Source organism: Prauserella sp. PE36, from assembly GCF_003311655.1.
Lineage (GTDB): Bacteria > Actinomycetota > Actinomycetes > Mycobacteriales > Pseudonocardiaceae > Prauserella_A > Prauserella_A endophytica.
In genome coordinates, this window is record NZ_QEQT01000029.1 from 13,703 (window position 1) to 39,135 (window position 25,433).

The 25,433-nt window shown below is 69.8% G+C and carries 24 protein-coding genes; 12 read left to right on the forward strand and 12 right to left on the reverse strand.

Going from position 1 to position 25,433, the window contains the following annotated elements; all coding sequences use genetic code 11:
* Window positions 1–2 precede the first annotated feature (2 nt).
* Complete coding sequence (locus DI005_RS01565; RefSeq protein ID WP_112265872.1) at window positions 3–917, forward strand: LysR family transcriptional regulator; 915 nt, start codon at window positions 3–5, stop codon at window positions 915–917.
* Here the strand turns inward: DI005_RS01565 and dnaA are convergent.
* Window positions 895–2,547 carry a chromosomal replication initiator protein DnaA gene (gene dnaA, locus DI005_RS01570; RefSeq protein ID WP_112265870.1) on the reverse strand — a complete coding sequence of 551 codons (1,653 nt, stop codon included), beginning with the start codon at window positions 2,545–2,547 and terminating at the stop codon, window positions 895–897. The genes DI005_RS01565 and dnaA overlap by 23 nt on opposite strands.
* A 479-nt stretch (window positions 2,548–3,026) precedes the next feature.
* Between dnaA and rpmH the strand changes: the two genes are divergently transcribed.
* The 8 genes from rpmH to DI005_RS01610 all read left to right on the forward strand — a co-directional run bounded on the left by rpmH (window position 3,027) and on the right by DI005_RS01610 (window position 8,472).
* On the forward strand, window positions 3,027–3,170 hold the full coding sequence (gene rpmH, locus DI005_RS01575; protein WP_091806362.1) for a 50S ribosomal protein L34: 144 nt from the start codon (window positions 3,027–3,029) through the stop codon (window positions 3,168–3,170).
* Between the two features lie 24 nt (window positions 3,171–3,194).
* The gene (gene rnpA / locus DI005_RS01580; RefSeq protein WP_112265868.1) at window positions 3,195–3,563 is read left to right on the forward strand and encodes a ribonuclease P protein component; all 369 of its coding nucleotides are present in this window, start codon (window positions 3,195–3,197) and stop codon (window positions 3,561–3,563) included.
* Between the two features lie 11 nt (window positions 3,564–3,574).
* Window positions 3,575–3,892, forward strand: coding sequence for a membrane protein insertion efficiency factor YidD (yidD, locus tag DI005_RS01585; RefSeq protein WP_112266733.1), 318 nt, complete (start codon window positions 3,575–3,577; stop codon window positions 3,890–3,892).
* Between the two features lie 4 nt (window positions 3,893–3,896).
* A complete protein-coding gene (yidC, locus tag DI005_RS01590; RefSeq protein WP_112265866.1) occupies window positions 3,897–4,988 on the forward strand; it encodes a membrane protein insertase YidC in 1,092 nt (363 codons plus the stop codon).
* Between the two features lie 29 nt (window positions 4,989–5,017).
* Window positions 5,018–5,575 carry a R3H domain-containing nucleic acid-binding protein gene (locus DI005_RS01595; RefSeq protein WP_113641052.1) on the forward strand — a complete coding sequence of 186 codons (558 nt, stop codon included), beginning with the start codon at window positions 5,018–5,020 and terminating at the stop codon, window positions 5,573–5,575.
* 182 nt (window positions 5,576–5,757) lie between these two features.
* A complete protein-coding gene (gene rsmG / locus DI005_RS01600) occupies window positions 5,758–6,471 on the forward strand; it encodes a 16S rRNA (guanine(527)-N(7))-methyltransferase RsmG (protein WP_112265862.1) in 714 nt (237 codons plus the stop codon).
* Window positions 6,472–6,571: 100 nt separating this feature from the next.
* Window positions 6,572–7,471, forward strand: a complete 900-nt coding sequence (locus tag DI005_RS01605) for a ParA family protein (protein ID WP_113641053.1) — start codon at window positions 6,572–6,574, stop codon at window positions 7,469–7,471.
* Window positions 7,468–8,472 (forward strand): ParB/RepB/Spo0J family partition protein, encoded by a 1,005-nt coding sequence (locus DI005_RS01610; protein ID WP_113641054.1) that lies wholly within the window; start codon window positions 7,468–7,470, stop codon window positions 8,470–8,472. Before DI005_RS01605 ends, DI005_RS01610 begins: the two co-directional genes overlap by 4 nt.
* A gap of 34 nt (window positions 8,473–8,506) precedes the next feature.
* Here the strand turns inward: DI005_RS01610 and DI005_RS01615 are convergent, their stop codons facing one another.
* A complete protein-coding gene (locus DI005_RS01615) occupies window positions 8,507–9,457 on the reverse strand; it encodes a D-alanine--D-alanine ligase (protein WP_113641055.1) in 951 nt (316 codons plus the stop codon).
* A 38-nt stretch (window positions 9,458–9,495) separates the two neighbouring features.
* Window positions 9,496–10,827: a PLP-dependent aminotransferase family protein gene (locus tag DI005_RS01620; RefSeq protein ID WP_112265854.1), complete on the reverse strand. Its 1,332-nt coding sequence runs from the start codon at window positions 10,825–10,827 to the stop codon at window positions 9,496–9,498.
* 172 nt (window positions 10,828–10,999) lie between these two features.
* On the opposite strand from DI005_RS01620, the gene DI005_RS01625 reads away from it, so the two are divergent.
* Window positions 11,000–11,638, forward strand: a complete 639-nt coding sequence (locus tag DI005_RS01625; protein ID WP_112265853.1) for a GNAT family N-acetyltransferase — start codon at window positions 11,000–11,002, stop codon at window positions 11,636–11,638.
* A gap of 216 nt (window positions 11,639–11,854) precedes the next feature.
* On the opposite strand, the gene DI005_RS01630 is transcribed toward DI005_RS01625, so the two are convergent.
* The 9 genes from DI005_RS01630 to DI005_RS01670 form a co-directional block, all read right to left on the reverse strand.
* Entirely contained in the window at window positions 11,855–13,000 is a 1,146-nt protein-coding gene (locus DI005_RS01630; RefSeq protein ID WP_112265851.1) for an N-acetylmuramoyl-L-alanine amidase, read from the reverse strand.
* A gap of 215 nt (window positions 13,001–13,215) precedes the next feature.
* Window positions 13,216–13,596 carry a thioredoxin gene (gene trxA / locus DI005_RS01635; protein ID WP_369973546.1) on the reverse strand — a complete coding sequence of 127 codons (381 nt, stop codon included), beginning with the start codon at window positions 13,594–13,596 and terminating at the stop codon, window positions 13,216–13,218.
* A complete protein-coding gene (gene trxB, locus DI005_RS01640; RefSeq protein ID WP_112265847.1) occupies window positions 13,568–14,563 on the reverse strand; it encodes a thioredoxin-disulfide reductase in 996 nt (331 codons plus the stop codon). Before trxB ends, trxA begins: the two co-directional genes overlap by 29 nt.
* 146 nt (window positions 14,564–14,709) lie before the next feature.
* Window positions 14,710–15,441, reverse strand: coding sequence for a hypothetical protein (locus tag DI005_RS01645; protein WP_113641056.1), 732 nt, complete (start codon window positions 15,439–15,441; stop codon window positions 14,710–14,712).
* Window positions 15,438–16,040: an RNA polymerase sigma factor SigM gene (gene sigM, locus DI005_RS01650; RefSeq protein WP_112265843.1), complete on the reverse strand. Its 603-nt coding sequence runs from the start codon at window positions 16,038–16,040 to the stop codon at window positions 15,438–15,440. The genes DI005_RS01645 and sigM overlap by 4 nt, the downstream gene beginning before the upstream one ends.
* A gap of 31 nt (window positions 16,041–16,071) precedes the next feature.
* Window positions 16,072–17,616: a protein kinase family protein gene (locus DI005_RS01655; protein WP_113641057.1), complete on the reverse strand. Its 1,545-nt coding sequence runs from the start codon at window positions 17,614–17,616 to the stop codon at window positions 16,072–16,074.
* Window positions 17,617–17,690: 74 nt separating this feature from the next.
* The gene (murJ, locus tag DI005_RS01660) at window positions 17,691–19,544 is read right to left on the reverse strand and encodes a murein biosynthesis integral membrane protein MurJ (protein WP_112265841.1); all 1,854 of its coding nucleotides are present in this window, start codon (window positions 19,542–19,544) and stop codon (window positions 17,691–17,693) included.
* Between the two features lie 437 nt (window positions 19,545–19,981).
* Complete coding sequence (locus DI005_RS01665; RefSeq protein WP_113641058.1) at window positions 19,982–22,066, reverse strand: DUF6049 family protein; 2,085 nt, start codon at window positions 22,064–22,066, stop codon at window positions 19,982–19,984.
* Between the two features lie 18 nt (window positions 22,067–22,084).
* On the reverse strand, window positions 22,085–22,588 hold the full coding sequence (locus tag DI005_RS01670; protein WP_112265839.1) for an NUDIX hydrolase: 504 nt from the start codon (window positions 22,586–22,588) through the stop codon (window positions 22,085–22,087).
* A gap of 101 nt (window positions 22,589–22,689) precedes the next feature.
* On the opposite strand from DI005_RS01670, the gene DI005_RS01675 reads away from it, so the two are divergent.
* On the forward strand, window positions 22,690–24,135 hold the full coding sequence (locus tag DI005_RS01675; RefSeq protein ID WP_369973547.1) for a CCA tRNA nucleotidyltransferase: 1,446 nt from the start codon (window positions 22,690–22,692) through the stop codon (window positions 24,133–24,135).
* Window positions 24,132–25,427, forward strand: a complete 1,296-nt coding sequence (locus DI005_RS01680; RefSeq protein WP_228713565.1) for a sensor histidine kinase — start codon at window positions 24,132–24,134, stop codon at window positions 25,425–25,427. Before DI005_RS01675 ends, DI005_RS01680 begins: the two co-directional genes overlap by 4 nt.
* Window positions 25,428–25,433: the final 6 nt, after the last annotated feature.

A 25,433-nucleotide genomic window follows, 5' to 3' on the forward strand; every position in this document is an offset into this window, starting at 1 on the left:
ACATGATTGACCTGCGGCGGCTGCGCGTGCTGCGGGTGCTCGCGGACGAGGGAACGATCACCGCGACGGCCGCGGCGCTGTACCTCACGCCGTCGGCGGTGTCGCAACAGCTGCGGCACCTCAGTCGAGACCTCGGGGTGGAGCTGCTTCGCCGCGAGGGCAGGCGCGTGCGGCTCACGCCGGAGGCGCAGATCCTGCTGCGGCACACCGAAGAGCTGTACGCGCACTGGGAACGCGCGCGGGCCGACCTGGCCGCGCGCGGCGGCGAGCCGATGGGCGAGCTACGGCTGTGCGCGGTTTCCTCGGCGATCGCCGCGCTCGCCACGCCCGCGCTTTCCCGGCTGCGCCAGGCGTTTCCGAAGCTCGACGTGCACATCAGGGAGGAGGAGAGCGGCGACTGCTACGAACTGGTCGTCGCCGAGCAGGCCGACATCGCCGTGGTGCTGCCGACCTCCGACTCGCCGCCGGAGGGAGACCCGCGCTTCGAACGGGAGCCGCTGCTCGACGACGTTCAGGACCTGCTCGTGCCCGCAGGGCACCCGCTGACCGAAGTGGACAGTGTGTCACTCGCCAACGCGGCGGGCGAGGCGTGGATCGTGAAGCCGTACAACAACGACACCTACCCCTTGCTCGTCACCGCCTGCGCGACCGCCGGCTTCACGCCCCGGATTTCCCACCACGTCAAGGAGTGGTTCGCGGTCTCGGCACTCGTCGCCGAGGGTGCGGGCGTGTGCCTGCTGCCGAGACTCGTTCCCATCCCGGAGGCGCACGGAGTGGTGCGGATCCCTCTGCACGGCGAACCGAGGCCGGCGCGCCGGTTCAGCACGTGTGTGCGCAAGGGTAGCGAGACCTCGCCCGCGATCGCCGCCGGGCTGGCGGTGCTGCGCGAGGTGGCTACTGACGTGCTCGCTGCTTGATGCGCGAGGTCAGCTCCTGCACCTGGTCGTAGATCCGGCGCCGTTCCGCCATCTCCTTGCGGATCTTCTTGTCGGCGTGCATCACCGTGGTGTGGTCTCGACCACCGAAGGTCTGCCCGATGCGCGGCAGCGACATGTCGGTGAGCTCACGGCACAGGTACATCGCGATCTGCCTCGCGGTCGCCAGCGCCTTGGTCTTGCCGGGCCCGCACAGGTCGTCGAGCGTGACGTCGAAGAACTCCGCCGTGACCCCCATGATCGTCGGCGCGCTGATCTCGGGCGCCTGTGAGTCCGGGATCAGGTCGCGCAGCACGATCTCGGCGAGGCCGACGTCCACCGGCTGCTGGTTCAGCGAGGCGAACGCGGTGACGCGGATGAGCGCGCCCTCGAGCTCGCGGATGTTGGCCTCGATGCGCGCCGCGATGAACTCGAGCACGTCACCGGGCACGGCGAGCCGGTCCTGTGCCGCCTTCTTGCGGAGGATCGCGATACGGGTCTCCAGCTCGGGCGGCTGGATGTCGGTGATCAGTCCCCACTCGAACCGCGTGCGCAGGCGGTCCTCCAGTGTCTCCAGCCGCTTCGGCGGACGGTCGGAGGACACGACGATCTGCTTGTTCGCGTTGTGCAGTGTGTTGAAGGTGTGGAAGAACTCCTCCTGGGTCCCTTCCTTGCCTTCCAGGAACTGGATGTCGTCGACGAGCAGGATGTCGATGTCGCGGTAACGCCGCTGGAACGCGACCTTGCGGTCGTCACGCAGCGAGTTGATGAAGTCGTTGGTGAACTCCTCGGTGGACACGTACCGCACGCGCATGCCGGGGAAGAGCCGCTGGGCGTAGTGGCCGACGGCGTGCAGCAGGTGGGTCTTGCCCAGCCCCGACTCTCCCCAGATGAAGAGCGGGTTGTACGCGCGCGACGGCGCCTCGGCGACCGCGACAGCGGCGGCGTGCGCGAAGCGGTTGGACGCACCGATGACGAACGTGTCGAAGGTGTACTTCTCGTTCAGCCGGGTCTTGGAGGTCTGCGGCTGGGCGGGCGCCGTGTAGGGCTGGCCCGCGATCGGCTGCCCCGAGAAGGTGGGCCAGATCTCGTGGACGGCGGCGAGCGCCTCGCCTTCCTCGTCCACCTCTTCCTCGCCGTCGTCGACCTGGTCCGGCACGTTCTTCGCGACGGGCATCGAGGGCATCGGCGGCCGCTGGCCCACCGGCCGCTCGCCGCCGTCGGCGCGGGTGTGGCGCACGGCGGCGGGCACGGTGATCGTGTCCTCTGGCGGTGGCAGCGGTGGACCGTCGGAGCGGATCCCGTTGCCGGTTTCCACCCTGCCGGGTGAGTTCGCGTACCGAGGGGGTGTGGCCGGGGCGGGAGCGCTGTCCGTGGTGTCGACCTTGACGGCGAGGGAGACCTCGCGGCCGAGCCTGCGGGAGAGCGCCGTGGTGATCGGTTCGCGCAGCGCGCGCTCGATGGCTTCCTTCGCGAAGTCACTCGGCGCGGCGAGCAGCGCGGTGCCGTCGAGGAGGCCGATGGGCCGGGTCACCCGCATCCACGCACGTTGCTGGGGGGACAGCGTGCCGTCGGAGAGCTCCCTGACGACCTGCTCCCAGACGACAGCCAGGTTCAGCTGGTGCTCAGACACCCTGCTCCGCTCCCCTCCCCTCGACCTTGGCCCCACATAGCAGGTCGATGTGGCCACCCGCGCAGCAGGTATCCACAAAGTTGTCCACAACTGTGCATCAATGTACGGCGGCCCGCGGGCACTCCCTCCCGCGGGATCAAGGTACGCCTGCCGAAGTCTCCCACCTTTCGGCGGCGTGAGTGCGCCCCTCGTTGACACTGAGAAGGGGCACGCTAACAAGACCCGCTGATTGCCACAAGACGTCGTTCCGGGCAAGGATTTCATGGTGTACGGCGTGTTGCCATTCGGTGCTGGAGCGTGGCGATGATCGATACTGTCGGCAGCGACACAGCGTTACTCAAGGGGCCGGTTCCAGTGTCACCGGACAGGGTGCGTACCCTCGTAAGGTCTGCCGCTGACAGCGGGCCTTATTCTGCCTGCCCACGTTCCGTCGGCTGTCAGACAATACGAGTAGACGTTGAGACCAGGAGAACTGAGCCGTGAGCAAGGGCAAGCGCACCTTCCAGCCGAACAACCGCCGACGCGCTCGGACCCACGGGTTCCGGCTGCGGATGCGTACCCGCGCAGGCCGCGCCATTCTGGCCGCCCGCCGGCGCAAGGGCCGTCAGCAACTTTCCGCCTGATCCCGTCTGCCTGCGAGGCGCGGCGTGCTTCCGGTCAACGCTCGCCTGCGGCGGAGTGAGGAATTCCGTGCGGTCATGCGCGGCGGCGCCCGAGCCGGGCGCCGCCGCCTTGTGCTGCACGCGCTCGCCGGAAGCGGCGGGCAGACCAAGGCGGGCTTGGTCGTGAGCAAGGCGGTGGGCAACTCGGTTGTGCGCCACCGAGTGAGCAGGCGCCTGAGGCACCTGCTGGCCGACCGGCTTGGAACCTTGCCGGCCGGTAGTGCGTTGGTTGTTCGGGCATTACCTGCCGCTGCCACCGCGACCAGTGCGGAGCTCGGCTCGGATCTCGACGCGGCGCTGCGACGGTTGAGCCTGTCGCCTTCCGCCCGCCACGACAATGGACCAGCGGTGTGAGTACAGAGCAAGTGGCCGGCACTGAGACGGCCGAGACCCAGCAGCCCACCAGGCGGGCGCGTCCGACGCCGGTGGCCTGGGTGCTGCTGCTGCCGATCAGGTTCTACCGCAAGGCCATCTCCCCGTTCCTTCCCCCGATGTGCCGGTTCTACCCGAGCTGCAGCACGTACGCGGCCGAGGCGCTGACCCGGCACGGAGCCGCTCGCGGCTCCTACCTCGCGGTCCGCCGGCTGTTGCGATGCGGTCCGTGGACCCCGCCGGGACGAGACCCCGTGCCGGAGAAGTTCAGCTTCAGGCACCAAAGCCCTGGTATGTCTACCGAGGAGTAGCTCAGTGCTCGACTTTATCTACTACCCTGTGTCGTTCATCTTGTGGTGCTGGCACAAGGTGTTCGGCTTCGTCTTCGGCGACGACAACGCGATTGCCTGGGTCCTCGGCATCGTGTTCCTGACGTTCACGGTCCGCGGCATCATGTTCAAGCCGTTCGTGAAACAGGTCCGGTCGATGAAGAAGATGCAGGACTTCGCGCCGGAGATCAAGAAGATCCAGAAGAAGTACGCGAACGACCGCCAGCGGCAAGCGATGGAGATGCAGAAGCTCCAGCGCGAGCACGGCGTCAACCCGCTCGGCAGCTGTCTGCCGATGCTGCTCCAGATCCCGGTCTTCATCGGTCTGAACCATGTGCTCCGCATGTTCGCCCCGGGCAAGGAGAGCAACTACTTCTTCGACGCCGAGGGCGTGCGCTCCTACGTCGACGCGAAGCTCTTCGGGGTCAACCTCGGTGACGCCATCAACCACGTCAGCGCCCTCGGGGGCGGCGCGGCCGCGGCGGAGCCCGGCTGGCACTGGCACGTGGCCCCCGTGGCGATCCCGCTGATGATCGTCGCGAGCGTCGCGACCCACTTCACGGCCCGCCACTCCGTGGCCCGCCAGAACCCGGCCTCGGCGACCGCGCAGACCGCGATGATGAACCGCCTGACGCTGTGGATCTTCCCGGCCGGTGTGCTCATCTTCGGTGCCTTCTTCCCGATCGGTCTGCTCATCTACTGGCTCGCCAACAACTGCTGGACCCTCATGCAGCAGCGCCTCGTCTACACGAAGATCGACAAGGAAGAAGAGGCGAAGAAGGTCGAGGCCAAGGAGAAGCGCAGCAACCTCGGCCCGAAGCCGGGCCAGAAGCCCCAGGTCGGCCAGAAGCCGAAGCCTGCCCAGCAGCAGAAGAAGGCCGCCGACTCGGAGAGCGAGGGCGGCACCGGCTCCGCGAAGAGCGCCGGCGCCGCCAAGAACGGCACCCCCAAGAACGGCAAGTCCCCGAAGAGCGGCAACCCCAGCAACGTCAAGGGCGGCGCCTGGGCGAAGAACGGCGGGAACCAACAGCGGTCCGCCACCCAGGGCAAGAAGGCCCAAGGCCGTAAGCGGCGCTGACGCCTCAGGGACGGGAGAGGAGAAAAGACATGTCGGAGACAGCCGAGGTGATCGGCACCGAACAGGATGAGGCAGTGCCGGCGACGGTCGAGGACGAGGCCGAGGACACGGACGCGGGTAGCGACGACGACCTGCTGGTCCAGGAGGGCGACATCGCGGGTGACTACCTGGAGCGCCTGCTCGACATCCTCGACTACGACGGCGACATCGACTTGGACGTGGAAGCCGGACGCGCGATCGTCAGCATCGATGGTGGCGAGGACCTGGACAAGCTCGTCGGTCCGAGGGGCAACGTGCTGGAAGCACTGCAGGAGCTGACGCGCCTCGCGGTGCAGCAGGAGACCGGTACCCGCAGCAGGCTCATGCTCGACATCGCCGGCTGGCGGGCGGGCCGGCGGGAGGAACTGCGCGAGCTCGGTCGGTCGACGGCCGAGTCCGTCGCGCAGTCCGGGGAGAAGGTGCGGCTGCACCCGATGAGCCCGTTCGAGCGCAAGGTCGTCCACGACGCGGTCGCTACCGTCGAGGGTGTCACGAGCGAGAGTGAGGGTGAGGAGCCGAAGCGGCGCGTGGTCGTACTCCCCGCATAGTCACGCACTGAGCGAAGCGGCCCGTCGGACAACCGGCGGGCCGCTTTTTTGTGCTCGCGTTTCACGTGAAACCGGGAGTCGGTCGGTGGAGTTCTGCACAACTTCGGACTGTCGCGTCGAATCCAGAAGCGCATCAGGGACAATCGGTAGCGGCCGGTTTCACGTGAAACGGCGATCCCCCGATGAGGAGTGAGTCTGTGGGTCTGGGCGGGTTCGAGTCCACCACCACCCCGGCGGCGGCTGCTGCGGTGTTCGGCGATCAGGTCGAGCAGGCGGAGCACTTCGTGGAGCTCCTCGCGGAGCACGGCGTCGAGCGCGGCCTGATCGGCCCACGCGAGATCGATCGGCTTTGGGAACGACACGTCCTGAACTCCGCGGTGATCGGCGAGCACATCCCTCGCGGTGTCCGCGTCGTCGATGTCGGTTCGGGTGCCGGGCTCCCGGGTGTACCGCTCGCGATTGCGAGACCGGATCTCGATATCGTCTTGCTGGAGCCGATGGCACGCCGCGTCGACTGGCTGTCGGAGGTGGCGGAGACGCTGGGGCTCCCCATCACCATCGTGCGCGGGCGCGCGGAGGAGAAGGCGATTCGGCAGCAGCTGGGTCTTGCTGATGTGGTGACCGCACGCGCGGTGGCGCCCTTGGCTCGCCTCGCGTCGTGGTGTCTCCCCCTGGTGCGTTCGTCGGGCACGCTCGTTGCTCTCAAAGGTGCGAGTGCGGCGGACGAGATCGAGCGCGATCGCGCGGCGGTTCGCAAGGCGGGCGGCGGGGAGCCGAGGCTGGCGGAGTGTGGTGCCGGCGTGCTGGAGACGCCGAGCACGGTGGTGGTGATCGAACGCGTGGAGCAGCGAAAGCCGGAACGATCGCGGCGGCGCTCCGGAGCGCGGTCGAGATGAAAGGATTGGCCGAGCGAATGACGATCAGTACGGAGCGGCGAATGTTCCACGTGAAACGGTGCACCGGCGAGCACATGAACCTCGGAAGGGGTGGCGCCCGGTGAACCCGCCTCGCGAGACGAGTACCGGCGGCTGGACGCCCATCGCCGAGGAGGCCGAGCGTGCCGCCAAGGTGTTGCATCCGGACGCGAACTTCATGCCCCGGCCCACGCGGCGCCGTGTACTCACCGTCGCCAACCAGAAGGGCGGCGTCGGCAAGACCACCAGTACGGTGAACCTCGCCGCCGGGCTCGCGCTGCACGGCGTGAAGACGCTCGTCATCGATCTGGACCCGCAGGGGAACGCGAGCACGGCGCTCGACGTTGACCACCGGTCGGGCACGCCGTCCGTGTACGAGATGCTCATCGGCGAGGTCTCCCTGGCCGACGCGACACAGGTCAGCCAGCAGTCCCCCAACCTCTTCTGCGTGCCCGCGACCATCGACCTGGCCGGTGCCGAGATCGAACTCGTGTCGATGGCGTCGAGGGAGTCTCGCCTCAAGGAAGCCCTCACGAGCGAAGCGCTCGACGAGCTCGGCATCGACTACGTCTTCATCGACTGCCCGCCCTCGCTCGGGCTCCTCACGGTGAACGCACTGAGCGCGGCGCACGAGGTGCTGATCCCGATCCAGTGCGAGTACTACGCACTGGAGGGGCTCGGCCAGCTCCTCAGCAACATCGAGCTCGTCCAGCATCACCTCAATCCAGCGCTCAAGGTGTCGACCATTCTGCTGACGATGTACGACGGCCGCACCAAGCTCGCGGACCAGGTGACCCAGGAGGTCCGGAATCACTTCGGTGACGTCGTACTCAAGACGATCATCCCGCGCAGCGTGAAGGTCTCCGAGGCCCCCGGGTACGGGCAGACGGTGCTGGCTTACGACCCCGGCTCTCGGGGCGCGATGAGCTATCTGGACGCTGCACGGGAAGTCGCCGAGCGTGGAGTGAGGGAGCAGAGATGAGCGAGCGCAGGGGTGGGCTCGGCCGTGGCCTGGCGGCCCTGATTCCGACCGGGCCGGTCAGCTCGGAAGGAGCGGCCACCGCCGAGATGCCGGCCGAGCCGGTTGCCGCTGACGGGGACAAGGGCTGGTTCGCGGCGAACGGCTCGGTCAAGCCGGTCGGCGGCGAGGTCGCCGGCGCGGTTTACCGTGAGGTGCCTGTCGAGGCGATCAAGGCCAACCCGAAGCAGCCTCGTCAGGTCTTCGACGAGGAGGCGCTCGCGGAGCTGGAGCACTCGATCCGCGAGTTCGGCCTCATGCAGCCGATCGTCGTGCGCCAACTGCCCGGTGACGAGTACGAGCTCGTCATGGGCGAGCGCCGCCTGCGCGCGTCCCAGCAGGCAGGGCTGAAGGTCATCCCGGCGATCGTGCGGCAGACCGCCGACGAGGCGATGCTGCGCGACGCGCTGCTGGAGAACATCCACCGCGTCCAGCTCAACCCGCTCGAAGAGGCGGCGGCATACCAGCAGCTGCTCGACGAGTTCGAGGTGACGCACGAGGAGCTCGCGTCGCGCATCGGCCGCAGCCGGCCCGTCATCACCAACACGATCCGGCTGCTGCGGCTCCCCCTCCCCGTCCAGCGTCGCGTGGCGGCCGGGGTGCTGTCGGCGGGCCACGCCCGCGCGCTGCTGTCGCTGGAGGACCCCGACGGTCAGGAGGAGCTGGCGGCACGCATCGTCGCTGAGGGCCTGTCGGTCCGGGCCACCGAGGAGGCGGTGACTCTCTCCAAGGGGGCGGCCAAGAAGAAGGAGAAGGCGCCCGCACGCAAGCCGATGCAGGCTCCTGGTTTGCAGGATCTGGCCGAGCGCTTGTCCGACACGTTCGATACCCGCGTGAAGGTCGACCTCGGACGGCGAAAGGGACGCATCGTCGTCGAGTTCGGGTCGGTGGACGATCTCGAGCGGATCGTTGCCCTCATGGACCCAAACCGGTCAAATCAGACACGTGAAACCGGCAACCCGTGACACCGGGTCATTTCGTCACGGTGATGATTTCTCGTCAGCTCCCGCGCTGAACGGCGCGGGACACGAGATCGGCGAACACCGCCCCGAGGGACGTGCCGGCCGCCTCCATCGCCATCGGAACGGTGGAGGTCTCGGTCAGCCCCGGTGACAGGTTCACCTCGAGGAAGTGGACGGTGCCGTCGGCGGCCACCACGGCGTCGGTCCGGGAGATGTCCCGCAACCCGAGCAACCGGTGCGCACCCACCGCCAGCTCGCCGACCGCCTTCTCGGTCTCCGGGGTCAGCCGCGCAGGCGAGAAGAAGTCGGTGAGCCCGGCGGTGTAGCGGGCCGTGTAGTCGTACACGCCGCTCTCCGGAACGATCTCGACGGCAGGCAGCGCCTGTGGGCCGCCGTCGCGTTCGACGACGGTGACCGCCACCTCGACGCCGTCGATGAACCGCTCCGCGAGCACCGTGTCGCCATAGGCGAAGCAGCCAACCATGGCGGCGGGCAGCTCCGCCGCGTCGCGCACGACCTGCGTGCCGAGCGCCGAGCCGCCCTGGTCCGGTTTGAGGATCAGCGGCAACCCGAGCCGCTCCACCATGGCGTCCAGCACCGCCTGCGCGCCGAGTTCGCGGAAGGTGCTGTGCGGCAGCACGACCCACTCGGGCGTGGTGAAGTCGGACTGGGCGACGAGCGCCTTCGCGATCGGCTTGTCGAACGCGCGACGGCACGCCCACGAACTGGTGCCGACGAACGGCACGCCCAGCATCTCCAGCACGGTCTGGATGGAGCCGTTCTCGCCCTCTCCCCCGTGCAGTGCCACGACCGCGGCGTCGGGCCGCTCGTCCCGGAGCCGAGCCACGAGACTTGCGTCGGTGTCCCACTCGTCGACCGACAGACCTTGCTCACGCAGAGCGACCGACAGACGGCGACCCGAGCGCAACGAGACGTCCCGCTCGTGTGAAAGACCGCCCGCGAGCACGGCGACAGTAGGCTCGGCCACCCAGGAACTCCTCAACTGATCAGGTGAAAAACTGGTGCTCAGACCGTGTCCGGCCCGGGGAACTGCGGCCCCGACACGGCGCGCGTGGTGACGCTACCGAACGTGCGGGCCAGCTCCATTTCGGACTCGAGCACACCGGCGAGCCTGCGCACGCCCTCGCGGATCCGCTCTGGCGTGGGGTAGCAGTACGACAGGCGCATCTGCCTGCTGCCGAAGCCGTCGGCGTAGAAACCAGTGCCCGACGCGTACGCGACGCGCGCCGTGACCGCGCGCGGCAACATCGCCTTGGTGTCGACGCCCTCGGGCACCGTCACCCACACGTAGAAGCCGCCGTCCGGCTGCGTCCACGTGCATCCGGGAGGCATGTGCTGCTCCAACGCCGACAGCATCGCGTCACGGCGCTCCCGGTAGTTCTCGCGGAAGGTCTTGATCTGGCCCTTCCAGTCGTGGGTCGCGAGGTAGCGCGACACCACCAGCTGGTTCAACGTCGGCGGGCACAGGGTCGCCGATTCAGCGGCCAGCACGAGCTTCTCGCGGACCGCATGCGGCGCGAGCACCCAGCCGACGCGCAGGCCCGAGGCGAACGTCTTCGAGAACGAGCCCAGGTACACGACGTTGTCGGGATCCATCGACCGCAGCGCCGGGTAGGTCTGCCCGTCGAAGGCGAGCAGCCCGTACGGGTTGTCCTCAACCACGAGCACGTCGTGCTCGGCGCAGATCTCCAGGATCTCCGCCCTGCGCTCGACGGCCAGCGTCACGCCGGCGGGGTTGTGGAAGTTGGGGATCGTGTAGAGGAACTTGACGCGCTTGCCCTCCCGCTTGGCGGTGGCCAACGCGGCGCGCAACGTGTCCGGCACCAGGCCGTTGTCGTCCATCTCGACGTGCACGACCTGCGCCTGGTAGGCCGCGAACGACCCGAGCGCGCCGACGTAGGAAGGCCCCTCGGCGAGCACGACGTCGCCGGGGTCGCAGAAGAGGCGGGTCACCATGTCCAGGCCCATCTGCGAGCCCACCGTGACGACGATGTCGTCGGGGTGGCCGGTGATGCCCTCCATGGCCATGACCTCGCAGATCTGCTCCCGCAGCGTGGGCACGCCGTGCGCGGAGCCGTACTGCAGGGCGACCAGGCCCTCCTCGGTGATGAGCTCCGCCATCTGCCCGGACAGCGACTCCAGCGGCAGCGCGGCGAGGTTCGGCATCCCGCCGGCCAGCGACACGACCTCGGGCCTGCTGGCCACCGCGAACAACGCTCGGATCTCCGACGCCGTCATGCCCGCGGTGCGCGCGGCGTAACGGTCGAGGTGCGGATCGAGGTTGTGGCGGCCCGGCTCGGACCCCGGTCTGTGCTCCGGTGGCTGGGAGGCAGTCATGGCATACTTCCGTCTGCTTCGAAGAGCGCTCGGCAGTTGGGGCGATCTACCTGCAGGTAGATCTCAACGAGTGTAACGTCATGGGGTTCGGGCCCTCCCGGGTTTCTGCCCTGTGTCACATCGGCATATGCTTTGCACTGCTTTCGACAGACGCACATCCCGGGGAGGTTTGGTGTCGCGACGTGTCGTGGGCGTCACGCTGGACAACCTGGAGCAGTTGCCTTTGCACTGCCGCCGGTGCGTCTACTGGGAGCTGGCCCCGCACCTCAAGGAGCAGGCCGAAGAGTTCGGGGAGACCGAGGTCGAGAAGGAAGCCTGGGTCTCGGGCGTGCTGCTCGAATGGGGTTCCTGCGGCCGGATCATCCACAGCGGCGACCTCCCCGTCGGCTTCGTGCTCTACGCGCCGCCGAGCGCCGTGCCGAGGGCCAACGCGTTCCCTACCTCCCCGGCGAGCCCGGACGCCGTGCTGCTCACGGCCTTCCACGTCGCCCCTGAGTTCCGCGGTGGCGGCCTCGGACGGGTCCTCGTGCAGTCGGTGGCCAAGGACCTCACGCGACGCGGTGTGCGGGCGATTGAGGCGTTCGGTGACGCCGACCCCGAAGCGGGCACCGAGGAGCACGCGTGCGTGGTGCCTGCCGCGTTCCTGCAGAGCGTCGGCTTCAAGACCGTGCGTCCCCACCCGCGGTGGCCGAGGCTGCGTCTCGAGCTGCGCTCGGCGATCTCGTGGAAGGAAGACGTCGAGGCCGCGCTGGAGAAGCTGCTCGGTCAGGTCACCGTCACCACGGCCACGCCGAGCACCACACGCGCCTAGTTGTCCACAGTTCTGTGCACAACTAGGCCACTTATCCACACCCAGGGGGACTTGTGCACATGCGCGGTGCCGCCGTGGACCCCTGAATGCAGTGAAGGCCACCATGCCTGCGCCCGCCCGTCTCCCCCACCACCCAAACGGAGACGCTGTGCGCCGCTGTGCCTGTTCCACGCAGTGAAGGTGGCCTTCACTCCTTCACTGCATCGATGGCAAGGGTTACTCCGCCTTCGCCAGTTCGTGGGCGAGGACGTCGGCGAAGGTGAACGTGCCGGTCGGCTGGTCGTTCTCACCGAGCAGGTAGAGCCGCTTCACCGCGATCAGGATCCCCTCGGCCACCACGTCGCGGAACGCGGGATCGGAGAGCCTGCGCCGGTCGTCGTGGTTGGTCAGGTAGCCGATCTCGACCCGGACCGCGGGGCAGCGGGTGCGGGTGAAGATGTCCCACGTCTTGGGGTGCGTGCGGCAGTCGCGCAGGCCCGTGCGCGCGGCCAGCTCGCGCTGGATGTAGCCGGCCAGCAGCTCGCCCACCGTGGACGTGGTGCCGTTGCCGGTTCCGAAATGGAAGCTCGCGACACCCTGCGCGTACGGGGAACGGTTGCCGTCACAGTGCAGGGAGAGAAAGAGGTCGGCGCCCGCGTCGTTGGCGAACTGCGCGCGCTCCAGCTCGGACGGGCTGTGCGCGGGGCCACGGGAGATCAGCGCCTCCATGCCGGTGGCCTTCATGCGGCCTTCGAGCCGCCGAGCCAGATCCCAGGCGATGTCGGACTCGCGGATGTCGTCGACGACGACGCCGTGGTCGGCCCCACCGTGGCCGGGATCGATGACGATCCGTTTGCCGCGCAGCCTCGGGCCCGCCCTGCGCACCTGCTCCTGTTCGCGCAGGAACACCGGCCGGCCACCACGCGCGCGCGGCGACAGCTGCCGCAACGCCCGCACGGTCGCCGGACCGCAGATGCCGTCCACGGTGAGCCCGTAGTCGCGCTGGAAGTTCCGCAGCGCCCGTTCGGTCTGCGGGCCGAAGCCGCCGTCGGGGCGGCCCGCGTCGTAGCCGAGCTCGGTGAGCCGCTCCTGCAGCGCGAAGACATCGTCCCCGTGCACCGGCGACGAGACGAGGTAGGCGAGCGGCCTGCTGCCGAGGTGATAGCTCGAACCCCGCAGCGCCCGGTACGTCGCCGGACCGACGATGCCGTCGGTGATCAGGCCCCTGCGCTGTTGGAAAGCGCGCACGGCCTGCTCGACGACGGTGTCGAAGGCCGCATGGGTGGGCGACCCGTCACCGGGAGGGAGCAGGTCCAGGCTGCTGAGCATGGACCTGATCTCGGCGACCTCCGGTCCGGTGTCGCCGCGGCGGAGTACCCGCATGCACTCCTCGCTCTTCCTTGGGCACCAAGTGCGCTCGATGCTGTGCGATGTGAATCAGGGCCCGGCGGCCCTGGGCCTCTATTGTGCCTTGTGAACTCTCAGTGAGCGCGTAGGGCCGGTGAGTGCGTTCCGGCGTGGCGCATCCAGGACACACGGGAAACCCGGGTGCGCGAACTGACGCGCCGCCCGGGTCCCGCGAGTCGCGACGAGAAGTGTCAGAGCACGTCGGCCAGGTCGGACAGCAGCGCTGCCTTCGGCTTGGCCCCGACGATCTGCTTCACCGGCTTGCCGCCCTGGAAGAGGATCAGCGTCGGGATGGACATGACCTGGTAGTCCCGAGCCGTGTTCGGGTTCTCGTCGATGTCGAGCTTGGCGATGCTGAGCTTGTCCTTGTGCTCGGTGGCGATCTCCTCGAGCACGGGCGCGACCATCTTGCACGGCCCGCACCAGGTCGCCCAGAAGTCGACGAGCACGGGCTTGTCGCTGGTGAGCACGTCGTCGGCGAAGCTGGCGTCGGTCACCTTGACGGTGTCGGTCATGTTCTCTCCCTGTCCTTTTCGGTTGGCGTCAGTTGGCCCGGGTCGCGTAGCCGCCACCCACGAGTTCGGCTGCCTCGTGAGCCTCGCTGACCCCGGAGTGCTCGGCCAGCCAGCGCTCTGCGTCGATGGCGGCGGTGCAGCCACTGCCCGCCGCGGTGATCGCCTGGCGGTAGGTGTGGTCCACCAGGTCGCCCGCGGCGAACACGCCGTCGATGTTGGTGTAGGAGCTGCGGCCCTTGGTGAGCACGTAGCCCTCGTCGTCGAGGTCGACCTGCCCCCGCACGAGCTCACTGCGCGGGTCGTGCCCGATCGCGACGAAGAACCCGGTCACGTCGAGCTCGGACTCCTCGCCGGTGACGGTGTCCTTGAGCTTGAGCCCGGCCACCTTCCCGTCTCCGACGACCTCGGTGACCTGCGAGTTCAGCTTCCAGCGGATCTTCTCGTTCGCCTTGGCGCGCTCGAGCATGATCTTGGAGGCGCGGAACTCCTCGCGCCGGTGGACGATGGTGACGCTGCGCGCGAACTTGGTGAGGAAGGTCGCCTCCTCCATGGCCGAGTCGCCGCCGCCGACCACCGCGATGTCGTGCTCGCGGAAGAAGAAGCCGTCACACGTCGCGCACGACGACACGCCGCGGCCGAGCAGCTCCTGCTCGCCGGGAACCCCCAGATACCGCGCCGCGGCGCCCATCGCGAGAATCACGGCGCGAGCCGCGTACCGCTTGCCGTTCGCGGTCACGTACTTCACGTCGCCGGTGAGCTCCAGCTCCTCGACGTCCTCCGACCGCAGATCAGCGCCGAAGACCTTCGCCTGCTCGCGCATCTCCTCCATGAGCTCGGGGCCCTGGATACCCGACCGGAACCCCGGGTAGTTCTCGACCTCCGTCGTGGTCATGAGCGCACCGCCGAACTGGGAACCCTCGAACACCAGGGGCTCCAGCTGAGCGCGTGCCGCGTAGACGGCAGCGGTGTACCCAGCGGGACCCGACCCCACGATGATCAGGTTCCGAACGTCCTCTCCAGCCACCCGTGACCTCCGCTTCGACGACAACCTGCGTACCAGGCTCAACACGATCGTAGGTGCGGGTGTTCCCGACGTGACGTGGGCCGCTGCCAAACGGGCCGCCCCTTCCGGCACGTGGAATGGGCGGCCCGTTCTGGCAGGTCCTGGTACTACCGGCCGATGATCTCGTCCTTCAGCAGGCCCGGGTTGTCCGGACCGCAGTCGGGCGCGAGCGCCACGAGGCGGAACTGGGCGAGCTCGCCCGTGGTGTAGAGCACGAACACGGCGTCCCGGCCGTCGATGGTCCCCGGGGTGATCCCGACCGGCTGCTTGACCGGGTCGATGCCGTTCGCCTCGAGGCAGGCGTCGAGCCGCTGCTCGTTCTCCAGCGGGCCGAAGTCGCGGACGCCCTCGACCTTGCCGATGGCGGCGTTCATCTGGCCGCTGTCGACCGCGACGCTCGGCGTGGGCGCGGCGACTCCTGGGGTCTCCTCCCGCGACGCGTCAGGGGCGACGATCACGACCGCGGCGACGACGGCGGCCGCCGCGGCGAGGAACCCGGCGCCCCAGCCGGCGCGGCGGTTCCGGCGCTTGCGGGCCGCGTCGATGCTGACGACGTTCGAGCCACCGCGGGCTTGCTGTTCCTGCGCGAGGGCGGCGTCGATTCTGGCGGCGACCTCGGCGGGCATGGGCGGCACCGGCGCTGCGCTGAGATCGGCGAGGTCGGCGCTGGTCGCGTCGAGCGCCTCGATGATCGCGCGCGCCTCGGGGTCGGCGTTCACCCTCGGCCACAGCTCGGCGGCTTCGCTTTCGCTAAGCACGCCGGCATGCAGATCGGCGAGCACGTCGACAGACCACGGGGGGCCGACGGCCCCACCCAACCCCCTAGTTTCGTCTGTCATCGTCCCTCCCCGTGTTTGCTTTCGTGAGTTGGGACGTCACCCTCCGGCTCGGGGTTCCGCAGATGACCGAGAAGTTTCGCCAGTTTGCCGCGCCCCCGCGCACATCTGCTCTTGACCGTTCCCTCCGCGATACCCAACATCTTCGCGGTCTCGGCCACCGAGTAGCCCTCCACGTCGACCAGCACGATCGGTACCCGCTGCTCTTCGGGGAGCTGGTCGAGCGCCTCCTTGATCACGAGTCGGGTCTCGCGGTCGGCCATCGAGTCGCGCGGCACCGCGGGCTCGTTGTGTCCCTGCTCCGGCAGCGGGACCGTGGGCCTCGCCTGACGTCTGCGCACCCGGTCGAGGCACGCGTTGACGACGATCCGGTGCAGCCAGGTGGTCACCTGCGACTCGGCGCGGAAGTTCGCCGCCGCGCGGAACGCCGAGATGAATGCCTCCTGAAGGGCGTCCGCGGCCTCCTCGGGATCACGGACCGTGCGCAGTGCGACCGCCCACATGCGATCCCGGTGCCGCCGCACTATCTCGTTGAACGCGTGCGGGTCTCCTGCTGCGTGTGCCGCGATGAGATCGGCATCAGTGGGCGCTGCTGCGGTCACTCGGAAGAGACTACTAAGGCGGGTGGATCAGTCACCCGGCAGGCAGGAACGTCAGTTCGCCCAGTTCCGAGGCGAACCGCGGCGCCTCGCCGGAGAGCGAGGTGATCCAGACGATCACGTACCGGGCGGACGTCGGCTCCTGCAACTGGATCTCGGTATCGGTGCCCTCGAGCGTGCCCGAGCCGACCACCCTGGTGTCGTCCAGCGCGGGGTCCGCGTCGTCGGCGATCCTGATCTCGACGTTGGTTCCGGGGCTGTCCGCGGTGACCTTCACCTTCGCCAGCTGCAACGGCGAGTCGAACGTGGCGACGAGACCGACGCCGGCTTTGAACGTCGGGAACTGCTGGCGGTACTCGTCCGTGCGCCAGACCGTGGCCGGGTCGCCGTCGATCGCCAGCCCGGCGTCCTCGACGCTGTCGCCCTCGCCCTCCGGGTTGTAGACCGTGACCTCGTTGGGCGCGACGGGCTCGCCGTTCGCGCCCGGCTGCGGAGCGGGCGGGTTCTGCGGTTGCTGGTTCGGTGGGTTCTGCTGCTGGGTGGGCGTCGGATCGGCGAGGTTGACCGGCGGCCCGCTCGACTCGGGGTCGTCCTGGAAGAAGCTGATCGCCATCATGCCCAGCCAGGCCAGGATGCCGACCGCGGCGACCACGAGCACCGTCACGCCGAGTGCGAGCTTGCGCCGCCTGGCCGCGTCCTTGACCGGCTTCTTGGTGGTCCAGACGCCGCCGTCGGGATCGACGTTCGGGTCCTTGGCGATGTACTGGGTGCGTTCGGCTGCCTCAGCGGCCTCGTCGAGCACGCGCAGGATGGCCGCGCTGGTGCGGATGCCGCCGTGACCGCCGTCCTCGATCGTGCGCACGGCGAGGGCCGACAGCTCCTGGGGCACCCTCGGCTCCAGCGAGCGGGCCGGCACGACCCGGCCCGTCGGCGAGCGCGGCGCCGCCGGCACGGCGGGCGGGCCGCCCGGCAGCGCCCAGCGGCCGGTGAGCAGCAGGTACAACACGGCGCCGAGCGCCTTCACGTCGTCGCGCAGCGTCGCGTCCGGCAGCGGGCCGGGGAACGCGAGCCGCAGCCTGCCGTCGGGGGTCAACCGGAGCCGCTGCGGATGGTCGAGGCCGAGCACGAGACCGGACTGGTGGGCCAGCTCGACCGACTCGGCGAGTGCCTGCACCATGCGGGCCGCGGTGCCCGGTTCGACGGGCCGCTCCGCGACGAGGTCGATGAGGTCAGTGCCCTTGGTCCACTCGGCCACGACGATGCCGAGCAGGCCCTCGCTGGAGGAGATGCCGTTGCCGAGGCTGAGCACGTCGAGCACCCTGGCCACGCCGGGGTGGTTGAACTTGGCCGCGTGGGCCGCCCGCTCGAGCGTGCGCCTGCCCAGCCGCGCGGCCTCCGCGTCGGCGGGGTCGCCAACGAGCATGGTGAGGGCGACGTCCCGGCGCAGCTGGCCGTCCCTGGCCCGCCACAGGTGAGCGCCCGCGCGTTCGTCGATTCCGAACTGAGCGAGCAGCCGGTAGCGGCCATCGCCGACGACGCCGCCGGGCGCCAGCGATCCACCCCGCGTACTCGTGCCCACCGGGCCGGACCCCCTGCCTTCCTCGACGACACGTTTCTCACGAGGGTACGTGAACACACGCAGCGAGAGGCAGTTTACGCGCGCCGGACCATTCGGGTGATTCTGCGGGTCACCGGGGTGAGCTCGTCAACCTTGAGTGCGATCAGCACCCCGAACGAGACACCGATGCCGACCACGCCCTGCAGGATCAGCTTCACCCAGGCGCCGAGCACGGGGCCGAGCGCATCCGGCACGAGCCAGCCGACGACCACCGCGGCGAGCGCGCCGAGCCCGCTCGCCACCACGGTGAAGAGGATGACGCCGAGCACGCGCTTGCTGCGCAGGTTGCCGAGCTTGACCCACAGCCAGACCTGGCCGAGCACGGCGCCGACGACGAACACGAGCGAGTTCACCATCATCACGCCGAGCACGACGTTGACCGGGTGCAGCACCGCCGAGGCCAGGTACAGCAGCGGGATCTTCACCGCGGTCATCACGACCATGATCAACGTGGGCGTGCGCGAGTCCTTCATCGCGTAGAACACGCGCATCTGCAGCATCACCAGCGCGTACGGCAGCAGCCCGAACGCCGAGACGGCCAGCGCCTGGCCGAGGCGCTCGGCGTCCTCCACCGAGCCCTTGCCCAGCGCGAACAGCGCGACACCGATCGAGGTGCCTGCCACGGCCATCACGGCCGACACCGGCAGCAGCATCAGCGTGGTGAGCCGTGAGCCGTAGGAGAGGTCGCCGATCAACCTGCGGAAGTCGTTGTCGGCCGCGGCCCGGCTCATCTTCGGCATCAACGCCGTGAGCAGCGAGACGCCGATCACGCCGTAGGGCAGCTGGAACAGCAGCCACGCGTTGGAGTAGATCGAGGCACCACCGGCGGCGCCGGCCGTCAGCACCCGCGTGTTGACGACCATGCCGATCTGGCTCACCGCGACGTAGCCGAGGATCCACAGCGCGAGCCCGCCGAACTCCTTGAGCCGCTCGTCGATGCCCCAGCGCCACCTGAAGCGGAAGCCCGAGCGGCGCAGCGCCGGCAGCAGGAACAGCGCCTGCGCCACCATCGCGGTCAGCACGCCGACGCCGAGGACGAGCACCTTCGGGTCGCTCATCTGGGTCGGGATGATCGTCGGGTCGCCCGGTACCAGCGCGAACGCGGCGATCGTGGCGAAGATGACCAGGTTGTTGATCACCGGGGCCCATTGGGCGGGGCCGAAGATCTGCTTGGCGTTGAGGACCGCCGAGAGCACCGCGAAGAGCCCGTAGAAGAGCAGGCCCGGCAGCAGCAGGTAGGCGAACCACGTCGCGAGCTGCGGATTCGCGTCGCCGGTGTCGTCCATGAGCAGCGACGTCAGCCACGGGGCGAGCGCGACGGAGACCACGGTGCCGATGCCGAGGATCGTCACCGCCATCGTCAGCAGCCGCTGGGTGTAGGCCTCGCCGCCGTCCTTGTCGTCCTGCGAGCGCACGAGCAGCGGCACGACGACGCTGGTCAGCACGCCGCCGAGCAGCAGCTCATTGATGATCAACGGCAGCGTGTTGGCGACGGTGAAGGAGTCGTAGAGCACGCCGAGCGTGGCGACCCACGCGAGCATGACCTTCCACGCGAAGCCGGTGATGCGGCTGGTGAGCGTGGCGATGGCCATCCGGCCGCTGGCCCTCGCCAGCGACGGAGCCTTGGCCTGCTCCTCCTCCTTCGGCCGCTCCAGCTGGACGGCGGGCAGCCGCTCGCCGATCTCCGTGTGCCGGAGACCGTCGACGATTCGCGGCATCATCCGCGTCGCGAGCTCGTCGTACGGCCTCAGCACGTCCGGGTCGGCCGCGGGCCAGCGCACCCCGGGAGGCATCCCGCGCTCGCGCGGGATGTACATCGTCGACTCGCCCTGCTGCGGCGGCGGGGCGACGCGCCGGGTCCGGTCGGCCTCCTGGCGCCACGGCCGCACCGGCTGACGGCGCTGCTGTTCGGCCGGGCGGCCCCTGCGCGGCGGCCCCTGCGGCGGCGGGGGTTGCGGAGGCGGCGGCTGGCGGACCTGCCGCGTCCTCGGCGGAGGTGCTGGAGGGGTTGGAGGTGGCGGCGGCTGGGCCGGCAGCCTCCCCTGCTGCTGGCCCTGACCGGGGTGCCGCGGCGCCCGGCCGTTCTCGCGTGGGTCCGGCGGGGGCTGCCTGCGCCGATCAGGCGGTGGCTGCCGCTGACGCTGAGGGTCGGCAGGAGGCGGCCTGCGCCCCGCTCGCGGCGGCGGCGCATCGGGACGTGGAGGCCTCCCGGCGTGCTCAGGCGGCAGGCCCGGCTCTCTGTCCAACACGTCCCAATCCGTCGGCGGTCAAGCTTGGTCGATTCAGGGTAATCCTGAGCCGGGACTAATCTCAGGTCCTATCGGCTCTAGGTGCCCTTCCTCGCCTTCAACCGACGGTAGATGCGCCTGCCGGAGAGCAGCACGAGTGCTCCGGCAGCTGTGGCCGTGAGCACGACCGTGACCACGCCGAGCTCGCTGGAGGAGAAGTCGAGCCGCGCGGGTGTCCCCAGCTCCGTGCCGCCTGGAGTGGTGAGCGAGACGTCCAGGTTGAAGCGGCCCGAGCGCAGCGCCTCGGCCGGGATGTACTGCGGGATCTTGCTGTTGGCCGAGAGCAGCGAGTCCGGCATGTGAGCGGGGCGCAGGCCCGCGTTGTTCTCCAGCCGGATCCGCACGGTGATTGCGACCGGCAGCGAGTTGCTGAGCGTCACCGGCAGGGGGCTGGACCCGGATGCGAGAGACACCGACTGCGACAGCGTGGTCACCGTGACCTGCCTGCGCAGCGTGGTGAGCTGCGCGGTCGCCGCCCTCGCCGCGGCCTTGCCCAGGCTCGAACTGCTCTGCCAGGCCGTGGACGTGGCCCTGAGCACGGCGTTGTGCAGCGGCTGGATGATCGCGGCGGGTTGCACCTGCCGCGTCGGGTCCACCGACATCGCGCCCTGCAGGTCGGCGGCGACGCTCTCGAGCTCGGACAGCTCTGCGATCACGTCGCCTGGCACGGAGAACGCACTGTCGAGGGTGCCCGTGTCGCCGTCCGCGGCCGCACCGTCCTCGGGCGGACCCGCGAGCACCTCGTCGAGCGAGGTCGGCTCGACCATCCCCGCCGCCTGCAGTCCCGCGAAGGAGTCGAGGAAGGCGGCGAGCTCGCCGACGGGCGCGTCCCAGCGCCGGGGCGGCGCCACCAGCACGGGTCCCTCCGGCTCCTCGCCGAGGCCCGCGTGGAAGGCGAGCGCCGCGATGCCGTTCTGCGTCGCGATGTTCGGCTGGTCGGCCGGCGTCTGCGCGCTCGTTGCCGTGCTGCGGGCCCCGCCGAGGGCGACCGAGGTGAGCGAGTCGTAGGGCAGCGAGCGCACGCCAGGGTGTCGGCTGGCCTGCTGGAGCGGGTCGGTGATCAGCGTCGTCACGCCCGCGTCGGCGACCCGGCGCAGCGCGGTCTCGTCGAGCGCACTGCCCGGCCACACCAGGCCGGGCTTGGGCTGCACACCGAGCTTCTGCAGGATCGACGTGCCGTTCAGCGCGGTGCCGACCAGGTCGGTGGCCGTGTTGACCCTGGAGACGGCGGTGAGGTCGGCGTCGGCGTAGGGCAGCTGGATGACGCAATGCGCGGCGACGAGGTCACGCAGCTTCTCCAGCCACTCGGCGGCGGCTTCCCTGCCCGAGCCCGGCAGCTCTCCGGACGGCGTGCGCACCTGGTAACCCCTCGACATCAGCTCGACCGTGTCGAGCAGCTCGGGGTCGATCGCGAAGCAGAGGGAACCGAAAACGGCGGGGTTGTCGCGCTGCGACGCGGCGGCCGCCACGAGTGCGTCGAGCCTGCCGCCGGGCTTGAGCTCGGCCGCGAGGATGTCGTCGGCCAGCACCAGCGGACCGCCGTGCGGCGACGAAACCACCTGCGGCTTGCTGGAGGTGATCGGCCACAGCATCGACACCGACGCGGGAGCGGCCTCGCTCGGCGGGTCGATCACGGGCAGCAGCGTGCTCACCGAGGCGAGGCGCGCGGCGCCGCCGTAAGCAGGGGTGCCGTTGACGTTCACCAGGAGCGGGTACACGCCGGGCGCCGACAGCGGCAGCTGGTCGATCGGCACGGTCAGGGTGACGCGGGCGGTGTCCCCGGGCTGCAGCGTGTCGGCGACGCTCTCCCATTCGGAGGCGCCGGAGTCGGTCGGCGGGGCCTCCGTGAGCGTCTGCTCCAGCTCGTCGTCGCTGGTCTGCGGGGCGCCGAGCTGGAGGCGGGCGACGATCTCGGTGATCGGGCGGTCGCCGACGTTGGTGACGTTGCCCGTCACGACGAGCGTGTCTTCCTGCGGGGTGACGATGCGCGGGGACAGCTGCTCGAGGTCGAGCCGGAGCCGGTTGGGCGTGTCGAGCGGCTGCGCGGCCGAGCCCGTCACGCCGAGCAGTCCCTGCGCGATGCACAACGCCAGTGCCAGCGCGAACGCGCTGAGCTTGTTCACTGCTTGCTCACGCCCTACTCACTCCGGTGCTTGCTGGAACATCTCGCGTGCCTTGCGCACGAGTTTGCGCTCGTCGGCGTAGGCGAGCCTGCTCTCCAGCTCGGGCAGCGGGACCCACGCCACCTCGGTGACCTCCACGTCCTCGTCGGACAGCTCGCCACCGCCGGCTTCGAGGAGGAAATGATGCACCGTCTTGTGGACCCGCCTGCGCTCGGCCACGAACCAGTAGTCGATCGTGCCGAGGGGCCGCAGCACGTGCGCGGTGATGCCGGTCTCCTCCTTCACCTCGCGCACGGCGGTCTCCTCGGTGGTCTCGCCGTCCTCGATGTGCCCTTTCGGCAGCGACCACAGCAGCCTGCCCTGCCGGTCGAGCCTGCCGATGAGCACGGCGTGCTCCCGTTCGGGATCGACGACCAGCCCCCCGGCCGAGGTCTCGTTCACGGTGGTCAGCCGCCTACCACGACGACGCCGGGACCGTCGTCCCGGTTTTGCGCCACCGGAGCGACCGGCCGATCCAGGCATGCTGCGATGCTAGAGCAAATGGTGCCGCCGGTACGCTGGCTTCTCGTGTCCGTGTTGATCCGCTTGTGTTGTAAGGGAACCGTGTCGGGGGTGGGATCGGCGTGAACCACACCACCGCGAAGCGGGATGCGGTGACCGAGCTGATGCGCATCTCCCCGGTCGCCGAGGAGCTCGCCGCCCGCTTCGACAAGGCGGGGCACCGCCTCTATCTCGTCGGCGGCAGCGTGCGTGACGCGCTGCTCGGCAGGCTGTCCCCCGATCTCGACTTCACCACCGACGCCCGCCCCGACCGGATACAGGCGATCCTCTCCGGCTGGGCCGACGCAGTGTGGGACACGGGCATCGAGTTCGGCACGGTCGGCGCCTCGCGCAGGGGTTCGACGCTGGAGATCACCACGTTCAGGGCGGACGTGTACGACCGGGTCGGGCGCAAGCCGGAGGTCTCCTTCGGTGACACCATCGAGGGCGACCTCGTGCGCCGTGACTTCACGGTCAACGCGATGGCGATCGAGTTGTCGACAAAGACGTTCATCGACCCGCACGACGGCCTCGAGGCGCTGGCCCGCAAGAGGCTCGACACCCCCGCGACGCCGGAGGAGTCCTTCGCCGACGACCCGCTTCGGATGCTGCGGGCCGCCCGGTTCGTGGCGCAGCTCGGGTTCGAGCCCTCGCCGAGGGTCGTCACGGCGATGACCGAGATGTCCGGTGAGATCGCCAGGATCACGGCCGAGCGCGTGCAGGCGGAGCTGTCGAAGCTGCTCACGGGCGCCGCGCCGAGGCGGGGCATCGAGCTGATGGTCGACACGGGGCTGGCCGACCACGTGCTGCCCGAGGTGCCCGGCATGCGGCTCGCGATCGACGAGCACCACCAGCACAAGGACGTCTACGAGCATTCGCTGACCGTGCTGGAGCAGGCCGTGGACCTCGAGACGCGGCACGAGCCGACATCGGGACCCGACCTGGTGCTCCGGCTCGCCGCGCTGCTGCACGACATCGGCAAGCCGGACACGCGTCGCTTCGAGCCGGGCGGGGGCGTGAGCTTCCACCACCACGAGGTCGTCGGCGCGAAGCTGGCCCGCAAACGCTTGCGAGCGCTGCGCTACTCCAAGGAGATCGTCAACGACGTCTCCCAGCTCGTGTACCTCCACCTGCGGTTCCACGGCTACGGCAAGGGCGAGTGGACCGACTCGGCCGTGCGCCGCTACGTCACCGACGCCGGTGAGCTGCTGCCCAGGCTGCACAAGCTCGTGCGGGCCGACTGCACTACCCGCAACCGTCGGAAGGCCGCCGCGCTGCAGCGGTCGTACGACGAGCTGGAGGCGCGGATCGCGCGCATCGCCGAAGAGGAGGACCTCAAGGCGGTGCGGCCGGACCTCGACGGCAACGAGATCATGAAGCTGCTCGGGATCCCGCCGGGTCCGCTCGTCGGCAGGGCGTGGCGGCACCTCAAGGAGCTGCGGCTCGACCGGGGCCCGCTCGACCACGACGAGGCGGTCGCCGAGCTGCGCCGATGGGCCGCCGAGCAGGGGATCGAGCCGGCGGGATGACCGCGGGAGAGCCCGCGAGACGGCGCACCAGCTTCCTCGGGGCGCTGCTGCGTGGGGGCGCGCCCGTGCTGGCCAGCTCCACCACCGGGCTCTCCGACGAACTCGCCGACCCCGCCCCGGTGCGCGGCACGCGCCGCCTTCGGCAACTGGCCGGACCGGTCGACACCGGATACCGCGACGGGCTGCTCCTACGCGCGGCCCGCTACGTCGCGCTGGTACCGCTCGCGTACCGGCTGCTCGCGGTGCCGGGTGCCTTGGTGGCGTTCGTCGGCCACGGCAGTGCGGGCCTCGCGCCCGTGGCGGTGGTGGCGGCGTGCTCGGTGGCGCTCAACCTCTTCGGTGCCTACTGGCTGCTGCGTGGGGCTCCCTTCCGAGAGCGTCCCGCGGGGTTGCTGCTCGCGGTCGACGTCGGGTTCGCGCTGGCGGCGAACCTCGTGGTCGGTGCGACCGTGCCTCCGGAGGCGCTGGAGAGCGCGGCCGAGGTGCCCGGCAAGCACCTCCTCGGTGCCGTCGCGCTGCTGACCCTCGCCCTCGGGGTCGGCTTCGGCGCCGCGCTCGCGGTACTCGGCATCCCGCTGCGGGCGGCGATGTCGTGGCTCGCGGGTGACGGCTTCGACCTCGACGCCGGCCTCTCGCAGTTCGGCACCACCCTCGGCGTGCTGCTGACGGCGACGGGCGCGCTCGTGCTACTGGGCCTCGGCACGCGGCTCGCGCTCGCCTACGGCATCCGCACCGGCAGGCTCGCAGAGCGGGCGGCACAGCAGCGGCGCCTGCACGACACGGTGTTGCAGGCGCTGGAGGCCATGGCGCTACCGGGCGATGGCGACGCCGAGGACCTGCGCCGGATGGCTCGCGCGGAGGCGATCGAGCTGCGCAGACACCTGGAGTCGGAGAGCGGCGGCGAGGGCGGCAGGCTCGCCGAGAAGCTGGCCGCGCTCGCGGCGGACATGGCACGCGACGGCCTGCGAGCACAGCTCGTGGCGGCGGAGCCAGACGGCGAAACGCTCTCTGAGGTACGTCAGATCGCCGTCCGCGACGCCGTGCGGGAGGCGCTGCGCAACGCACTCAAGCACTCGGGCGCCGACACGGCGCTGGTGCGCGTCGAGCAGCGCGACGGCGGCATCGCGACGATCATCCGCGACCACGGCACAGGGTTCAGTCCCGAGTCCCGCCCACCCGGGTTCGGCATCAGCGAGTCGATCGTGGCCCGCCTGGCCGAGGTCGGCGGTACCGCCAAGATCGAGTCGTCCCCCGGCAAAGGCACGCGAGTCACCCTCTGGGTCCCCCGCTGACGTGCC

Bases quoted from the DNA above. Each gene is read 5' to 3' on its own strand.
- DI005_RS01565 (WP_112265872.1), top strand. From the start codon at position 3: ATGATTGACCTGCGGCGGCTGCGCGTGCTGCGGGTGCTCGCGGACGAG.
- DI005_RS01595 (WP_113641052.1), top strand. From the start codon at position 5,018: ATGTCGGAGACAGCCGAGGTGATCGGCACCGAACAGGATGAGGCAGTG.
- rsmG (WP_112265862.1), top strand. From the start codon at position 5,758: ATGAGGAGTGAGTCTGTGGGTCTGGGCGGGTTCGAGTCCACCACCACC.
- DI005_RS01610 (WP_113641054.1), top strand. From the start codon at position 7,468: ATGAGCGAGCGCAGGGGTGGGCTCGGCCGTGGCCTGGCGGCCCTGATT.
- DI005_RS01620 (WP_112265854.1), bottom strand. From the start codon at position 10,827: ATGACTGCCTCCCAGCCACCGGAGCACAGACCGGGGTCCGAGCCGGGC.
- DI005_RS01630 (WP_112265851.1), bottom strand. From the start codon at position 13,000: ATGCGGGTACTCCGCCGCGGCGACACCGGACCGGAGGTCGCCGAGATC.
- DI005_RS01645 (WP_113641056.1), bottom strand. From the start codon at position 15,441: ATGACAGACGAAACTAGGGGGTTGGGTGGGGCCGTCGGCCCCCCGTGG.
- DI005_RS01670 (WP_112265839.1), bottom strand. From the start codon at position 22,588: ATGCCTGGATCGGCCGGTCGCTCCGGTGGCGCAAAACCGGGACGACGG.
- DI005_RS01680 (WP_228713565.1), top strand. From the start codon at position 24,132: ATGACCGCGGGAGAGCCCGCGAGACGGCGCACCAGCTTCCTCGGGGCG.